12 protein-coding genes are annotated in these 16513 nt (G+C 70.2%); 10 read left to right on the forward strand and 2 right to left on the reverse strand.

Annotated features, from left to right (window positions below; all coding sequences use genetic code 11):
• The first annotated feature begins 28 nt into the window (after window positions 1–28).
• From tatC to H7F38_RS16325, 3 genes are all read left to right on the forward strand, one after another.
• On the forward strand, window positions 29–1009 hold the full coding sequence (gene tatC / locus H7F38_RS16315) for a twin-arginine translocase subunit TatC (protein ID WP_255498017.1): 981 nt from the start codon (window positions 29–31) through the stop codon (window positions 1007–1009).
• On the forward strand, window positions 1006–3870 hold the full coding sequence (locus tag H7F38_RS16320) for an RNA helicase (protein WP_255498018.1): 2865 nt from the start codon (window positions 1006–1008) through the stop codon (window positions 3868–3870). Before tatC ends, H7F38_RS16320 begins: the two co-directional genes overlap by 4 nt.
• 320 nt (window positions 3871–4190) lie before the next feature.
• On the forward strand, window positions 4191–5054 hold the full coding sequence (locus H7F38_RS16325) for a DUF4333 domain-containing protein (protein ID WP_187090830.1): 864 nt from the start codon (window positions 4191–4193) through the stop codon (window positions 5052–5054).
• A 41-nt stretch (window positions 5055–5095) separates the two neighbouring features.
• On the opposite strand, the gene H7F38_RS16330 is transcribed toward H7F38_RS16325, so the two are convergent.
• Window positions 5096–6049 (reverse strand): 5'-3' exonuclease, encoded by a 954-nt coding sequence (locus H7F38_RS16330; RefSeq protein WP_187090831.1) that lies wholly within the window; start codon window positions 6047–6049, stop codon window positions 5096–5098.
• A gap of 114 nt (window positions 6050–6163) precedes the next feature.
• Between H7F38_RS16330 and H7F38_RS16335 the strand changes: the two genes are divergently transcribed.
• From H7F38_RS16335 to H7F38_RS16365, 7 genes are all read left to right on the forward strand, one after another.
• Entirely contained in the window at window positions 6164–7375 is a 1212-nt protein-coding gene (locus H7F38_RS16335) for a Xaa-Pro peptidase family protein (protein ID WP_187090832.1), read from the forward strand.
• A gap of 6 nt (window positions 7376–7381) precedes the next feature.
• Entirely contained in the window at window positions 7382–7888 is a 507-nt protein-coding gene (locus H7F38_RS16340; RefSeq protein WP_187090833.1) for an Lrp/AsnC family transcriptional regulator, read from the forward strand.
• A 1-nt stretch (window position 7889) separates the two neighbouring features.
• Window positions 7890–9974, forward strand: coding sequence for a prolyl oligopeptidase family protein (locus H7F38_RS16345; RefSeq protein ID WP_187090834.1), 2085 nt, complete (start codon window positions 7890–7892; stop codon window positions 9972–9974).
• Between the two features lie 266 nt (window positions 9975–10240).
• Window positions 10241–11593 carry an MDR family MFS transporter gene (locus H7F38_RS16350; protein WP_187094772.1) on the forward strand — a complete coding sequence of 451 codons (1353 nt, stop codon included), beginning with the start codon at window positions 10241–10243 and terminating at the stop codon, window positions 11591–11593.
• A 91-nt stretch (window positions 11594–11684) separates the two neighbouring features.
• On the forward strand, window positions 11685–13355 hold the full coding sequence (locus H7F38_RS16355; protein WP_187090835.1) for an amidohydrolase: 1671 nt from the start codon (window positions 11685–11687) through the stop codon (window positions 13353–13355).
• 30 nt (window positions 13356–13385) lie between these two features.
• Window positions 13386–15134, forward strand: coding sequence for an apolipoprotein N-acyltransferase (lnt, locus tag H7F38_RS16360; RefSeq protein WP_187090836.1), 1749 nt, complete (start codon window positions 13386–13388; stop codon window positions 15132–15134).
• A gap of 31 nt (window positions 15135–15165) precedes the next feature.
• Window positions 15166–15957 carry a polyprenol monophosphomannose synthase gene (locus H7F38_RS16365; protein WP_222618125.1) on the forward strand — a complete coding sequence of 264 codons (792 nt, stop codon included), beginning with the start codon at window positions 15166–15168 and terminating at the stop codon, window positions 15955–15957.
• Window positions 15958–16041: 84 nt separating this feature from the next.
• Here H7F38_RS16365 and H7F38_RS16370 read toward each other — a convergent pair whose 3' ends face one another.
• Window positions 16042–16383: an RNA polymerase-binding protein RbpA gene (locus tag H7F38_RS16370; RefSeq protein ID WP_090478812.1), complete on the reverse strand. Its 342-nt coding sequence runs from the start codon at window positions 16381–16383 to the stop codon at window positions 16042–16044.
• Window positions 16384–16513: the final 130 nt, after the last annotated feature.

Below are 16513 nucleotides of genomic sequence, written 5' to 3' on the forward strand. Positions count from 1 at the left end.
GGTCCGCTCGTCATCCAAGGAGTGCTCCGTGTTGCTAGGCCGCAAGAAGGACGAGCCGAAGCCCGACGGCACGATGTCCTTGATGGAGCACCTCTACGAGCTTCGCAAGCGGCTGTTCTGGGCCGCCCTCGGCCTCGCACTCGGCACCGCCGTCGGCTTCATCTGGTACACCGTGTCCATCCCGGCCCTGCACATCCCGAACCTCGGTGACATCCTCACCGGCCCCTACTGCAGGGTGCCGGCGTCCAAGCGTCTCCCGGTACCCGGCCACGCCTGCGCCCTGCTCGCCACGGACGTCTTCAGCCCGCTGCAGATCCGGTTGAAGGCCGGCTTCATGGTCGGCGCGGTGCTCTCCAGCCCGGTCTGGCTCTCGCAGCTGTGGGGCTTCGTCACCCCCGCGCTGTTCGACAAGGAGCGCAAGTTCGCCCGCATCTTCGTCAGCTGCGCCGCCACGCTGTTCGCCGCGGGTGCGGTGCTCGCCTACTTCGTCATCAGCGAGGGCCTCACGGTCCTCCTCGGGTTCGCCGGCAGCAGTGTGGTCAGCGGCCTCGACCCGTCCAAGTACTTCCAGTTCCTGCAGGCCATGCTGATCATCTTCGGGGTGTCCTTCGAGCTGCCCCTGCTGCTGATCATGTTGAACGTCATCGGGTTGATCAAGGGCGCCAAGCTGGCCAAGGCCCGTCGTTACTCCATCTTCGGCATCGTGGTGTTCGCCGCCCTGGTGGTGCCCGGGAACGACCCGATCACCATGTCGGCGCTGGCCCTGTCGCTGACGATCCTGTACGAGGTGGCCGTCCAGGTGACCAAGCTCCACGACAAGCGCAAGGGCACCCGGGACGAGGCCGAGGGCCTGACGGACCTGTCCGACGACGAGGCATCGCCCGTTCCGACGACCGCCGGGAGGCACGGCGGCACCGAGGCCTCTGACCTGATCGAACGCCCCACCCCGGTCGGCGCGCCGGCGCCGATCATCAACGATCCCTCCCGTGACTTCGGCGACGCTACGTGAGCGATGGTCACCTGACGGACCACTACGACGCTGAATCCGAAGAACCGGTCTCCCCGGCCGACCGGTACGCGAGGTCGAGGGACCGCGCGCAGCACCCGTACTTCACCGAGTTCGCCGCCGGTCGTCCGTTCGCCCTGGATCCGTTCCAGATCGACTCCTGCCGCGCGCTGGAGGACGGCCGCGGTGTCCTGGTCTGTGCCCCCACGGGCGCCGGGAAGACGGTGGTCGGCGAGTTCGCCGTCTACCGGGCGCTGGCGACCGGTGGAAAGTGCTTCTACACCACGCCGATCAAGGCCCTGTCGAACCAGAAGTTCTCCGACCTGGTCGCCGAGTACGGCGCCGACCGGGTCGGACTGCTGACCGGCGACACCTCGATCAACTCGCATGCCGACGCCGTGGTGATGACGACGGAGGTGCTGCGGAACATGCTCTACGCGGACTCGCCCGATCTTGACGGCCTGACGGCCGTCGTGATGGACGAGATCCACTACCTCGCCGACAAGTTCCGTGGGGCGGTCTGGGAGGAGGTCATCCTGCACCTGCCTCCGCACGTGCAGGTGGTCGGTCTCTCCGCCACGGTCTCCAACGCCGAGGAGTTCGGCGCCTGGCTGCAGACGGTCCGCGGACACACCACCGTCGTGGTCGACGAGCACCGTCCGGTCCCGCTGTGGCAGCACATGCTGGTCGGTCGCCGGCTGTACGACCTGTTCAGCACCTCCAGCGAGCACTTCGACCCGTCCCGACCGAACGCCCGGATCCGGATCGAGCCGGCGCTGGCCAGGGCGGTGTCCGACGCCGAGGCACTGGCGGACCGGTTCGGGGGCGGCGGGTCCGGACGGGGCCGGGAGCGCAGCAACCGTGACAACCGGGGCGGGCGGGCCGGCTTCGGTAGCCAGCACGGGGGGAGCCAGCACGGCGCCGGTGGGACCCGTTGGCGGCCGACCTCCCGCGTCGACGTGATCGAGCGGCTGGACGGATCCGGCCTGCTGCCGGCCATCACCTTCATCTTCTCCAGGGCCGGATGTGACGCGGCCGTCACCCAGTGCGTCCGCTCCGGGATGCGACTGACCAGCGAGCACGAGCGGAGCGAGATCCGCGCGGTGATCGACCGCCGCACGGTGGACCTCCCGGAGGCCGATCTAGCGGTGCTGGGCTACTGGGAGTGGCGCGAGGCGCTCGAGCGCGGTATCGCCGCCCACCACGCCGGGATGCTGCCGGCCTTCAAGGAGACCGTCGAGGAACTCTTCGTGGCGGGCCTGGTGAAGGCGGTGTTCGCGACGGAGACCCTTGCCCTGGGCATCAACATGCCGGCCAGGACGGTGGTGCTGGAAAAGCTCGTCAAGTACAACGGCGAGGGCCACGTCGACCTGACGCCGGGGGAGTACACCCAGCTGACCGGCCGGGCCGGACGACGCGGCATCGACGTCGAGGGCCACGCCGTGGTGCTCTGGTCGCCCGGGATGGATCCGCACGTGGTCGGCGGACTGGCCTCCAAGCGGACCTACCCGTTGCGCTCCTCGTTCCGGCCCAGCTACAACATGGCCGTCAACCTCACCGACCGGATGGGTCGCCGTTCGGCCAAGGAGTTGCTCGAGCAGTCGTTCGCGCAGTTCCAGGCCGACTCGGCCGTGGTCGGTCTGGTCCGTCAGGTCCGGCGGGACGACGAGGCGATCACGTCGCACCTGAAGGCGATGACCTGCCACCTCGGTGACGTTGCGGAGTACCTCGGGCTGACCAACGAGCTGGCCGCGCAGGAGAAGACCCAGGCCCGGGCGGGGGCGGCCCGCCGTCGCGACGCGACCACCCAGGATCTGATGAACCTGACCAGGGGTGACGTCATCTCCATCCCGGCCGGGCGGCGCGCTGGATTGGCGGTCGTGCTGGATCCGGGGGTCGGGTCCGACGACGTCGTGCGCCCGCTGGTGGTCACCGTCGGACGCTGGGCCGGACGTCTGTCGGCCAGCGACTTCCGTGGCCCGGTACCGAGTCTCGGCCGGATCAAGCTGGACAAGTTCGTCGACCACCGGGCTCCGGGGGTGCGTCGCGACATCGCGTCCGCGCTCGGTGCGGCCGCGACCGGTGGAAGGTTGGCGACCAAGGGAGCCGTCCCGCGCGGCAACCGCGAGGACGTCGACATCGCCGCGCTGCGCCGTGCGGTCCGTTCGCATCCGGTGCACGGTTGCGCCGACCGTGACACCCACCTGCAGTGGGCCAGACGTTGGCAGCGGCTGAAGACCGAGAATGCGGCCCTCGAGGCCAGGGTGGCCGGCTCCCGGAACTCGCTGGGTGATGCCCTCGACCGGATCCTCGGTCTGCTGGACCGCTACGGCTACATCCGGGGTGATGACCTCACCGACGCGGGGCGGATGTTGTCGCGCATCTGGTCCGAGAGCGACCTGGTGGTCGCGGAGTGCCTGCAGCGGGGCGTCTGGGACCACCTCGGTCCCGCCGAACTGGCGGCCGCCGCATCGATGCTGGTCTTCGAGGCGCGGCGGGAGGGTGTCGGTGCCCCCCGCCTACCGGCGGGCGCGGCCGCCACCGCGATGGCCGAGACCCAGCGGATCTGGGCGCAGATCACCGCAGACGAAGCCGATGCCGGGCTGCCGGCCACCCGCAGTCCGGATCCGGGTTTTGCCGCGGCCGTGGCCGCCTGGGCACGCGGTGAGACGTTGACCCAGTCCCTCGAGGTGGCCAATGCCACCGGCACCGACATGTCGGCCGGTGACTTCGTCCGCTGGTGCCGGCAGGTGATCGATCTGCTCGACCAGGTCCGCACCGTCGCCGGTTCCGATCTCTCCGCCACTGCGAAGCAGGCGCTGACCGCGTTGCGCAGGGGGGTGGTGGCGCTGGGTGCAGTGTGACGGCCCACCGATCCTGCAACGGGTCCGGGTTCGGCTCCCCAGGGTGCCGCGCTGCCCGGTGGCGACGAGCCCACCCGCCCGCAGTATCAGCAACGCCCTGACAAAGCTCCTGGCACTCGGTACCGTCCGGATGAATTTCAAACCCTGGTCGACCTGCTCCGTGTGGTCGGAGCCGGGTCATGGTTTGATCACCAATGTGACGTCGGCGTGTGGGTCGGCGTGATCGAGGAGGCTGTAGTGATCGAGCATCGCATCGCAGGACGACCGACGGCCGGCGCGCACGTTGCGAGCGGCGCCGTCGCGAAGGGCCGGTGTGGCGCGTGAGCACTCCCTACGGTCCCGGCGGACAGCAGGGGGATCCGGCCCAGTGGCCGCCCCAGTACGGTCAGCCCGGCTACCAGCCCCCCGCCAATCCCGAGCCCGGCGCCCCGCAGCCGCCCGCCTACGGGCAGCAGCCCGGCTACGGCCAGCAACCACCGTACGGCCAGCCCGCGACCTACGGTCAGCCCGCTGCTGACCCGGGCCAGGGCTACGGCCAACCCGGGTACGGTCAGCCCGCCTACGGGCAGCCGACCTACGGACAGCCGACCGGCCAACCCAGCGGAGCCCAGCCGGCCTACGGCCAACCGAGCACCTACGGGAGTGCCCCCGGGTACGGTGGCGGCCCGTCCTACGAACAGCCCGTCTACGGCCAGCCGGCCGGACCGACCTACGGCGCGCCGGATCCCGCCTACGGCCAGCCGGGGGGCTACGGGCAGCAGCCGGGCTACGCACAGCCGGCCGGCTACGGGCAGCAGGGTGGTTTCGGTCAGCCGGCCTACGGCCAGCAGCCCACCGCCACGCCGCCGGCCAAGAAGTCCGGCAAGGGTCTGATGATCGGCATCGGAGCGGTGGTGCTGGTCCTGGCCATCGCTGCGGTGGTGCTCTTCCTCTACCCCGGTGTGCTGAACAAGAAGGTGTTCGACCACACCAAGGTCGAGGCCGGCGTCACCAACATCCTGACCGCTGCGCCGCCGGCGGGCTACGGCACCACAGGCGTGAGCGCCGTCAGCTGCCCGTCGGACCAGGCCGTCAAGATCAACGCCACCTTCAACTGCACCGCCACGATCAACGGTGCTCCCAAGACCGTGACGATCACGGTCAAGGACGACACCGGCAAGTACGAGGTCGGCGTCCCCAACTAGGACGGAGCGAGTCCCGGGCTCTCCGCTTCCCGGCCCTTCGGTCAGGATCTGCTGCCGAGCCCGTCGAGCAGTCTGGCGACGGGCGACCCGAGGCCGTGGTCCCGCGAGAGTTGCAGCAGGCGGGCCGCGTCCACGGGCGAGGTTGGCAGGGTGCCGTCCCCGGCCGGTGTCACGGTGACGTTCGCATCGGTCGCCACCCTGACCACCTTCGGGGCCACGAGCAGGTAGTCCAGGGCGGGCGTGAGCTTCAGCCGCTGCGCCCGGGTGAGTGCGGACGCCGGGTCGCGCACCGCATCGATGACGCCCTCGATCGATCCGAAGGCGCTGATCAGCGTGGCGGCCGTCTTGTCGCCGACGCCGGCGACGCCCGGCAGGCCGTCGGAGGCGTCTCCGCGCAGGACCGCGAAATCGGGATACCTACCGACGGGAATGCCGTGTTTGTCGGCCACGCCGGCCGTGTCGAGCACCTGGACCTTGCTCATCCCCGCCCCGATGTAGCGGACCCGGATGGGTGTCGGCAGTTCCCGGGCCACCTGGAAGAGGTCGCGATCGCCGGTGACGACCTCGACCGGATCCCGGCGTTCCCGCGCCGCGAGGGTGCCGATCACGTCGTCGGCCTCGAAGCCGGGGGCCCCCGCGGTGGAGATTCCGATGGCGGCGAGCACCTCGAGCAGGACCGGGATCTGCGGGGCGAGTTCGTCGGGCACCTCCTCGACGGCAGTCTCACCCTTAACTAGAGGCTGAGGGTTGTCCGATTCGGGTGCCACCCGATGAGTCTTGTAGGTCGGCACCAACTCCACCCGCCAGGCCGGACGCCAATCCAGGTCCAGGCAGGCGATCACCCGGGACGGCTGCCCGTCGGTCACCACCCGGCGGATGATGTCCAGCGTGCCCCGGATGGCATTGACGGGTCGACCGGCGGGGTCGACCGTCGTCGACGGCACCCCGTGGAAGGCGCGGAAATAGATCCCGGCGAGATCGAGCAGCTGCAGCATGCTGGCCGACGCTACCGGGCTCGGTCGACGAGTGGATCGGTCGGTGCTGCCGTCGACTCGACGGTGGTGGCCGTCCCCATCGCCGACCGGACGTCACCCACTAGGATCCCGTTCATGTCCGCCGCACCCAGCACCGCAACCGCTCCCGTCGCAGCGGGAGTCAGAGAGGTAGTCGCAGAGGGGGTCGCAGAGGCCACGGGCGTCGCAGACACCACGGGCGTGTTCGCCGATCGGCTGCGCCGCCTCGCCGCGCAGGCTGCGCGGTCCGGTGCGGACGTGGTCGTGATCTCCCCGGGCGCGGACCTGCAGTACTTCGCCGGTCACTCGGTGACCTCGCACGAACGGCTGACGGCGCTGGTGGTGCCGGCCGTCGGCACTGCGCAGATGGTGCTGCCCGCCCTGGAACGGCCCGGATGGGCGGGCAGCCCGCTGGAGGCGCTGGGCGTCCCGTTCACCACCTGGACGGATGGGATGGATCCCTATCCGGTGCTGGTCGACCTGCTCCCGGCCGACGTCAGGGTGTTGGCGGTCGACTACCACATGCCGGCGGTCCATGCGCTCGGGATCTCCTGGGCCGTCCCCGGTTCCGAGCTGACCCTGGCCGGCGAGATCATCGGTGAACTGCGGATGCGCAAGGGGCCGTCCGAGATCGCCGCCCTGGCCGAGGTCGGTGCCGCGATCGACCGGGTCCAGGCGCGGATCGGGGAATGGTTGCGCCACGGCCGGACCGAGGCGGAGGTCGCTGCGGACATCGCCGCGGCGATCGTCCAGGAGGGTCATGCCCGGGCCGAGTTCGTGATCGTGGGGTCCGGGTCCAACGGTGCCAGCCCGCACCACGAAGCCTCCTCGAAGGTCATCGCGGCCGGCGACCCGGTGGTCATCGACATCGGTGGCCCTCACGCGTCCGGCTACTACTCCGACTGCACCCGCACCTATCTGGTCGCCGGGCCGGAGACCGACCCGGACTTCGAGAAGGTCTACGAGGTGGTTCGTCTCGCGCAACAGGCCGGGATCGACGCGGTCCGGCCCGGGGTTCCGGCGGAGTCCATCGACCGGGCTGCGCGGGCGGTGATCGAGGAGGCCGGCTACGGCCCGTTCTTCATCACCCGGACCGGCCACGGCATCGGTCTCGAGGTCCACGAGCACCCGTACATGGTGTCCGGCAACGACCTTCCGCTCGAGGAGGGAATGGCCTTCTCCATCGAACCTGGCATCTACCTCCCCGGCCGGTTCGGCGTCCGCATCGAGGACATCGTCGTCGTCGGACCCGAGGGCGCGGTGCTGATGAACAGGGCCGCCAAGACACTGACCACCTTGGGGGGCTGAACCGCCATGCTGGAGGAAATCGATGCGCGGATCGCCGCGGTCCTGGCCGCCGACGGCCGCTGTTCCTACACCGATCTGGCGGACAAGGTCGGTCTCTCGGTCTCCGCGGTACACCAACGTGTGCGGCGGTTGGAGCAGCGCGGCGTCATCCGCGGGTACGCCGCCCGGATCGACGGCGAGCAGATCGGCCTGCCGCTGACGGCGTTCGTGTCGCTGACCCCGATCGACCCGGCCGAACCCGACGACTACCCGCAGCGCCTGCTGCCGCTGCACCAGATCGAGGCGTGCCACTCGGTCGCGGGCGTGGAGTCCTACATCGTCAAGGTCAGGGTGGCCTCGCCGTCCGCGCTGGAGGCATTGCTCGCCCAGATCCGCGCCACCGCCAACGTTTCGACCCGTACCACCGTGGTCCTGTCGACGCCGTTCGAGGACCGTCCGGTGACCGCGGGCTTTCCGGTCGCCGCGGCGGCGCCGGCCGTGGTGACCGGTCCCGTCGTCCACCCAGAGGGCTGACGTGGAGTACCCCGCCGTCGATCGGGACGACACCACGGATGTCCTGCACGGGATGACCGTCGCCGACCCGTACCGCTACCTGGAGGATCCGGACGCGGCCCGGACCACCGCGTTCGTCACCGCCCAGAACGATCTGTCCCGCCCCTACCTGGACGGTCTGGCCGGGCGGGATGCCTTCCTGGCCAGCACGACTGCGCTGCTCACCGCTCCACGGTCGGGGGTCCCCTGGGAGCGCGGCGGCCGCTACTTCATGATCGCCAACCCCGGTCGACTCGACCAGGACCAGTTGTTCGTCGCGCAGAGCCTCGAGGAGCTGGTGGCCGGCGACGGCCGGGTGCTGATCGACCCCAACCGCTGGTCGACCGACGGCACGTCGGCCCTCACCGGCCTGAGCATCAGCGACGACGGCACGCTGGCCGGCTACGTCCGTTCGGATGCCGGGTCCGACTGGCGGACGATCGGCGTCGTCGACGTGGCGTCCGGCACCGTCCTGCCCGACGAGCTCGGCGGCGCCAAGTGGCTGGACCCGACCTGGCTGCCCGATGGGGCGTCGTTCCTGTACTGGCACTACCCCTGCGCCGAGACCACCAGTTCTGGTGCCTTCACCGACGCCACCGGGGCCGGGGTGCTCGCGCTGCACCGACTGGGCGCCGACCAGGCCGATGACGAACTGATCTGGTCCCGGCTCGAGTCCCGGGAGTGGATGGTGGATCCGTGGGTGAGCGCGGACGGCCGCCTGCTGGTGCTGACCGCCTCGCCCGGCACCGATTCGCGGGCCACCGTGGCGGTGCGCCGGCTGGATCGTGACGACCAGGGACGCAGCCGGGTGCGGCCCGGGGAGGTCGCCGTCGTCGCCGAGCTGGCCGACGCCCACCACGTGGTCGGGTCCGCCGGCGACACGCTGTATCTCCGGACCGAGCGCGACGCGCCGTCGGGTCGCCTGGTCGCGGTGGACCTGGCGGACACGGGAGCCACCTGGTCGACGATCGCAGCGGGTACACCGGACCGGCTGCTCGCCGGGGTCGCGACGGCCCTGGACTCGTTCGTGCTGCTCTACTCGGTCGACACCGCCGGCCGGCTGGAGATCACCGATCGCGACGGCGCTCTGCTGGCGGCACCCGCGCTGGGTGATCTGGTGTCGTTCACCGTGGTCAGGGCTCGGCCGACCTCGGCGGAGATATTCGTCGGCACAACCGGTTTCGATCACCGGGCGCGCAGCTACCGGATCACGACCGACGGTGTGGTGGCACTGCTGCCGGCGCCGCCGGGAGCGGTCACGCTGCCTGCGGTCACCGCGGAACGGCGGACGGCGCGGTCCGCCGACGGTACGCAGGTGCCGATGAGCGTGGTGCGGCGTGCCGACCTCGCGCCGGGTCCGGCACCGACGCTGCTCTACGGCTACGGCGGGTTCGACATCCCGCTGCAGCCGAGCTTCTCGGCTCTGTTCGCCGGTTGGATCGCCGCCGGTGGGGTGTTGGTGGTGGCCAACCTGCGGGGTGGCGGAGAGTTCGGCAGCGCCTGGCACGAGGCGGGCATGCTGCACCACAAGCAGCGGGTGTTCGACGACCTGATCGGCTGCGCGGAGGCGTTGATCGCCGACGGCACGACCACCACCACGCAACTGGCCGTGCACGGCCGGTCCAACGGCGGTCTGCTGGTCGGCGCGGTGATCACCCAGCGCCCCGACCTGTTCGCGGCCGCCCTTCCGACGGTCGGGGTGATGGACATGCTGCGCTTCCACCTGTTCACCATCGGCTGGGCCTGGACCAGCGAGTACGGCAGCCCCGACATCGCGGCGGATTTTGATGTGCTGCAACGTTATTCGCCGCTCCATGCGCTGCGGGAGGGAACCGCCTACCCGCCGACCCTGATCAGCACCGGCGACCACGACGACCGCGTCGTACCGGCCCACTCGCTCAAGTTCGGCGCCCGGATGCAGTACTGCCAGTCCGGCGGTGCGCCGATCCTGCTCCGGGTGGACACCCGGGCCGGGCACGGGATGGGCAAGCCGGCCAGGGCACTGGCGCAGGAGTACGCCGACCAGCTCGCGTTCGCCGCGGAATGGACCGGCCTCCGCCCGGTGTGAGGGCCACGCCACGGGAATCGATCAGCTCCGTGTTTCGTTAGCATGGGGAAACTGACCGAACCTGCTGTTGATCTCGACGCCCGCTCGGCCGTCGGATCGATCTGCCTCATGGAAGTGGATCCATCTGTGCGCGTTCCTATCGCTGTAGCAGCAACATCTGGAGCAGCAACACCTGTGGCAGCGGCGCTGTGACGACGACCAAGCCGCGCGACGCCGCGACCGGCGTCGGATTCCGGTCCGACCGTGGGCCGATTCTGATCTCGCTGATGCTGGCCACCTCGCTGGTGGCGTTGGACTCCACCATCATCGCCACGGCGGTCCCGTCGGTGGTCCGCAGCCTCGGCGGGTTCTCCGAGTTCCCCTGGCTGTTCTCGATCTACCTGTTGGCGCAGGCGGTCTCGGTCCCGATCTACGCGAAGGTCGCCGACATGTTCGGCCGCAAACCGGTGATCCTGCTGGGCATCGCCCTGTTCCTGGTCGGTTCCATCCTGTGCGGTGTGGCCTGGAGCATGCCGGCCCTGATCGCGTTCCGTGCCCTGCAGGGCCTGGGCGCCGGCGCCGTCCAGCCGATGAGCATCACCATCGTCGGCGACCTGTACAGCCTGGAGGAGCGCGCCAAGGTGCAGGGGTACCTGGCCAGCGTCTGGGGTATCGCGTCCGTCGTCGGCCCGACGCTCGGCGGCGTCTTCTCCGAATGGGTCTCCTGGCGCTGGATCTTCTTCGTCAACATCCCGATGTGCTTCCTCGCCGGGTGGATGCTGCTGCGGAAGTTCAACGAGACGGTGACCCGCAAGCCCCACCGCATCGACTACCTCGGTTCCGTCCTGCTGACGGTCGGCTGCTCGCTGTTGATCCTTGGTCTGCTCGAGGGCGGCCAGAGCTGGGCCTGGAACTCACCGGCCGGCATCGGGATCTTCGTCGTGGGGGTGCTGGCCCTGGTGGGCTTCGTCCAGGTCGAACGCCGGGCCGCCGAACCGGTCCTCCCGCTGTGGATCTTCCGCCGCCGCGTCCTGGTCGGCGGGAGTGCGGTGTCGCTCTCGGTCGGGGCGGTCCTGCTCGGCCTGACGTCCTACATTCCGACCTACGTCCAGACGGTGCTGGGGGCCGGCCCACTGGTCGCCGGTTTCGCGTTGGCCACCCTCACCATCGGTTGGCCCATCGCTGCGTCGTTCTCCGGCCGGTTGTACCTGCGGATCGGGTTCCGCTGGACGGCCGTGATCGGTGGTCTGATCGCGCTCACCGGGACGTCCCTGACCCTGCTCCTGGGCCGTGACTCGTCGATCGTCACCGTCGGGGTCTTCTGCTTCATCGTGGGCCTCGGGATGGGACTGGTCGCCAGTCCCACGCTGGTAGCGGCCCAGTCGAGCGTCGGCTGGTCCGATCGGGCCGTGGTGACCGGCACGAACATGTTCAGCCGTTCGATCGGCAGTGCGGTCGGTGTCGCTCTCTTCGGGGCCATCGCCAATGCGGTACTGAACGCCTCCGGCTCACCGGACCAGTCGGCCACGGCGATCAACACCGCCTCGCACCACGTCTTCATCGCGGTGGTGGTGATCTGCGCCGCCATGGCCGCTGCGGCACTGATGCTCCCGCGGCGCAGTGAGCAGGTCGTCGTCTGACCGGCCGTCGAGGGCCCGGGGCGGGGGAGTGCTTGACTGATCTCGTGCCCACCAGTGAACCCGTCCCACCCGACCTGCCCGGCCCGCCACGATGACGACCATCCTGTTGCACGGGGGTCGCGTCCACACCGCGGCGGATCCGGACGCCACCGCCGTGGCCATCACCGACGGCGTGATCAGCTGGATCGGCGCCGAACACGCACTGGAGATGGCCGGGCGTCCTGACCACGTGGTGGATCTCGACGGGGCCCTGGTGACACCGGGTTTCGTCGACGCCCACGTCCACACCACCGACGCCGGTCTGGCCCTGACCGGCCTGGCGCTGGGCGCGGCCACCTCGCTGGCCGACTGCCTCCGGCGGATCGGTGATGCGGCCGCCGCCGTGCCACCGGGTGAACTGGTCTGGGGCCACGGGTGGGACGAGACCACCTGGCCGGAGAACCGGCCGCCGACGCGGGCCGAGATCGACCTGACCGTCGGGAACCGCCCCACCTACCTGAGCCGGGTGGACGTCCACTCGGCCCTGGTCAGCACCGCACTGGTCGCTCGGCTGCCGCAGTCCACCCGGTCGGCCACCATCGACCCGCACCTGCCGCAGACCAGGGACGGGCACCACTTGGTGCGCAACCTGGCGAAATCGCTGCTGACCCCGGGTCGACGGGCCGCCGCCCAGCGGGCGTTCCTGTCCGGGGCGCTCGCCGCCGGTATCGTCGAGGTGCACGAATGCGCGGCCGGCGACGAGAGCGGGCAGGACGATCTCCGGGCGTTGCTCGCGATCGAGACACCGATCTCGGTGCTGGGCTACCTGGCCGCCGCCGTCGGCGACCCGGAGGAGGCCAGGGCGCTGCTCGCGCGCACCGGGGCGGTCGCGCTGGCCGGTGACCTCTCGGTCGACGGCGCGATCGGGTCGAGGACGGCCTCCCTGACGCATCCCTACCACGACGATCCGACCACCTCCGGTACCCGGTATCTGACCGATGATCAACTGGCCGAACATCTCTGGGCCTGCGCCTCGGCCGGAGTGCAGCCCGGGTTCCACGCGATCGGCGACGACGGGGTCAGTGCCGTCGCCCACGCTCTGCGTCGGGCCACCGCCCGGCTGGAGGACACCGCAGCCGGTGTCGGGACCGTCCGGATGGCCGGTTGCGTCCCCCGGATCGAACATGCCGAGATGGCCGACGCCGAGGCGATCGCGACGTTCGCCGCGACCGGGACGGTGGCCTGCATGCAACCGATGTTCGACGCGGCCTGGGGTGGTCCCGACGGGATGTACGCGCGGCGTCTCGGCCGGGAGCGGGCCGTCCCGATGAACGCCCTCGCGCGGTTCGCCTCCGCCGGGGTGGCACTGGCCCTGAGCTCGGACGCCCCGGTCACGCCCGCCTCCCCCTGGCTCGCGGTGCAGGCCGCCGTGCACCACCGGACCGCGGGCTCAGGGCTGTCCTCCCGCGCTGCGTTCACCGCGCACACCCGGGGCGGGCACCGGGCGGCGGGCCGGACGGACCGCGCCGTCGGCACCATCACCGTCGGGGCGCCGGCCCATCTGGCCATCTTCGCCGCGGGGGAACTGGTCCGTCCGGCCGCGAACGAGAAGGTCGCCCGTTGGTCGACCGATCCCCGCTCCCGGGTACCGCTCCTGCCGGATCTGACCCCCGGTGCTCCGATGCCCGTGACCCTGGCCACCATCGTCGGGGGACGGGTCGCCCATGACGTCGGTCTGCTCGCCGGAGTGGGCGACGCGGTCGCCGTCCCCGGGCTGACGTGACCCTGACGCTTCCGGCATTACTCTGACGGGGTGTCATCTTCCGCGGCCGACCAACCGCCGTCCGCCGAGCTCGTGCGCAGGAGGCTGCCTCCGGGCAGTCGGACAGGTCGTCCGACCCGCCTGCGGAGGGCCCTGCTGGGCACCGGCGGACTTCGTCTGCTGAGCGCGGCGGCCGGCGGGCTCGCGCTCGACCTCTCCTTCGCACCGACGACGCTGTGGTGGATGGCGCTGGTCGGTCTGGCCCTGCTGGGCCTGTCGGTGCACGGCTGCCGCATCCGTCCCGCGCTCGGTCTCGGTCTCGTCTTCGGGTTGACCTTCTACGTGCCGCTGCTGAACTGGGTGACGGTCTACGTGGGGCCGGTGGCCACCGCGCTGGCCGTCGCCGAGGCGTTGTTGACCATGCCGGTCGCGGCGTTGATCGCATCGGCCTCGCGCCGGTTGCCCGTCTGGCCCCTGTGGGCCGCGGCGCTCTGGATGGCCGGCGAGGCACTGCGCGGGCGGGCTCCGTTCGGAGGATTCCCCTGGGGTGGGATCGCCTACACGCAGCCCGACGGGCCTTTGCTCCCGGCCGCCTCCCTGGTGGGCGCCTCCGGTTTGGCCTTCATCACCGCGCTCGGCGGGTTTGGACTGGCCGGCGTCGCCCGGGCCGCCTGGACCCGTCGCCGGCAGTTCCGCCCGGTGCTGCTCCTCGGTCCGGTGCTGCTGGTGGCAGTGCCGTTCGTCCTGGGCATCGTCGGCCTCTCCACCGAGCAGAGTGGCAGAGGCGCCCCCACCCGGACGATCGCCGTCATCCAGGGTGACGTCCCCGCACCCGGTCTGGAATTCAACGCGCGGCGCCGTGCCGTCCTCGATCTTCATGCGCTGCAGACCCACAAGCTGGCGGCCGCGGTGCGGGCCGGTACCGCCCCGAAACCGGATCTGGTGATCTGGCCGGAGAACGCTTCGGACATCGATCCCTACGCCAATGCCGATGCCGCGGCGGTGATCACCTCCGCGGTCCAGGACATCGGTGTGCCGGTGCTGGTGGGTGCGGTCGTCGGCAGCGGGACTCCCGGGAAGAACTACAACATGGGGATCGTCTGGGATCCGGTCACCGGGCCGGCCGCGAAGCTGTCGGCCCAGACGTACTCCAAGATGCACCCCGTCCCGTTCGGCGAGTACATGCCCTACCGTTCGTTCTTCCGGATCTTCTCGGACAAGGTGGACCTGCAACGGGGCGAGTTCCTACCGGGTTCCCGGCCGGGCAACCTGGACGTCGCAGGCGTGAACATCGGTGACGTCATCTGCTTCGAGGTGGTCTACGACAGCATCGTCCGCGACGTCGTCGACGGCGGCGCACAGGTGCTGGTCGTGCAGACCAACAACGCCACCTTCGGGTACACCAACGAGACCTACCAGCAGCAGGCGATGAGCCGCGTCCGGGCCGTCGAATACGGCCGGGACGTATTGATCTCCTCGACCAGCGGGGTGTCGGCCGTCATCGGACCGGACGGCAAGGTCCAGTCGAGCCTCGGGTTGTTCACCGCCGGCTACCTGACGCCGACGGTTCCGCTGATCTCGGCGACCACCCCGGGTACGGTCATCGGCGGTCCGCTGGAATGGGTGGTCAGTGTCGGCGGCCTGCTGGCGCTGGCCGGCGCCACGGTGCTCGGCCGCCGGCGTGACGGGACCGCATCAGCGCGGCGCTCATCAGCACGGCGCTTATCAGCACGGCGCGCATCGGTACAGCGCGAATCAGCACCGGAACCGGCCCGGCACAGCCAGGTCACCGGTCGTTGATCCCCATGTCCTCGAAGGAGAAGCAACACCAGTGAGTCCCGACGAAAGCGTCGACACGGCACCCGACGGCGAGAAGGTGCTCGTCATCATCCCGACCTTCAACGAGAGGGAGAATCTGCCGCGCATCCTGGATCGGCTCCGCGCTGCCGTGCCGACCGCCGGGGTGCTGGTGGTCGACGACGGCAGCCCCGACGGCACCGGCGACATCGCCGACGGGAGGGCCGCAGCCGACCCGATGATCTCGGTGCTGCACCGGACCGAGAAGAACGGGCTCGGACCCGCCTACTTCGCCGGGTTCGGCTGGGGTCTGGCACACGGCTACGACGTCCTGATCGAGATGGACGCAGACGGATCGCATGCGCCCGAACAACTTCCGCGCCTACTGGGTGCCCTGGATCACGCCGACCTGGTGATCGGATCCCGGTACGTGCGGGGTGGCTCGGTGGTGAACTGGCCGGTCCGCCGCCTTGTGCTGTCCCGGGGCGCCAACCTCTACTCCCGACTGGCGCTGGGAGTCGGGGTCAAGGACATCACCGCCGGTTACCGCGCCTACCGCGCCGAGGTGATCAGGACGATCCCGTTGAACGAGGTCGCCTCCCACGGCTACGTGTTCCAGGTCGACCTCGCCTGGCGGACGATCCTCGGCGGATTCCGGGTGGTGGAGGTGCCGATCACCTTCACCGAGCGGGAGATCGGGGTGTCGAAGATGAGCGGCAACATCGTCCGCGAGGCACTGGTCAAGATCACCTTCTGGGGACTGCGACACCGGTGGCACCAGGTCACGGGCCTGTTCACCGGGCGACGCGAGACCGTCAAGAGCTGACACCGCGCAGGACCACGACCCGACAACAGCGGCCCCACACCCGGTTTCCGGATGTGGGGCCGCTGCGATCAGGCAGGTGGATCGTCAGGACGCGGTGCGGCGGGCCTTGAGTTCGGCCAGACGCTCGCCGAGGATCTCCTCGAGCTCGGCGATGGAGCGTCGTTCCAGGAGCATGTCCCAGTGGGTGCGCGGGGGCTTGACGGCCTTGCCCTCTGGCGCCGATCCGTCGATCAGAGCGGATTCGAGTCCGTGCATCCGGCAGTCCCAGACGGCCGGTACTTCGGCGTCGTCGGCCATCGGTACGGTGAATTCGTGGCCACGGGGGCAACGAAAGGTGGCCGTTCGGCGGGGGGCGAGGTCGTGGTTGCGATCAGCCTCGTAGCTGGTGCTTCCGAGGCGACTTCCGCGTAGGACGCGGTCAGCCATGGTGTTCCTTTCTGGCGTTCGTCCGGAGCCACGCGAGTAACGTGGTTCCGGGGGCCGGGAGAGTTCATCCGGCATGCTGCCCCGGTGGGGGCGCTACCGAGTGGTAACGCCGTCAGTGGTTGGTTCGTTC

The sequence above is a fragment of the Nakamurella sp. PAMC28650 genome (genome assembly GCF_014303395.1).
In the GTDB taxonomy this organism is placed as follows: Bacteria; Actinomycetota; Actinomycetes; order Mycobacteriales; family Nakamurellaceae; genus Nakamurella.

What these genes read in the sequence shown, in the direction of transcription:
- H7F38_RS16350 (WP_187094772.1), top strand. Translation starts at nt 10,241, where the DNA reads ATGCTGGCCACCTCGCTGGTGGCGTTGGACTCCACCATCATCGCCACG.
- H7F38_RS16330 (WP_187090831.1), bottom strand. Translation starts at nt 6,049, where the DNA reads ATGCTGCAGCTGCTCGATCTCGCCGGGATCTATTTCCGCGCCTTCCAC.
- H7F38_RS16335 (WP_187090832.1), top strand. Translation starts at nt 6,164, where the DNA reads ATGTCCGCCGCACCCAGCACCGCAACCGCTCCCGTCGCAGCGGGAGTC.
- H7F38_RS16355 (WP_187090835.1), top strand. Translation starts at nt 11,685, where the DNA reads ATGACGACCATCCTGTTGCACGGGGGTCGCGTCCACACCGCGGCGGAT.
- H7F38_RS16370 (WP_090478812.1), bottom strand. Translation starts at nt 16,383, where the DNA reads ATGGCTGACCGCGTCCTACGCGGAAGTCGCCTCGGAAGCACCAGCTAC.
- H7F38_RS16340 (WP_187090833.1), top strand. Translation starts at nt 7,382, where the DNA reads ATGCTGGAGGAAATCGATGCGCGGATCGCCGCGGTCCTGGCCGCCGAC.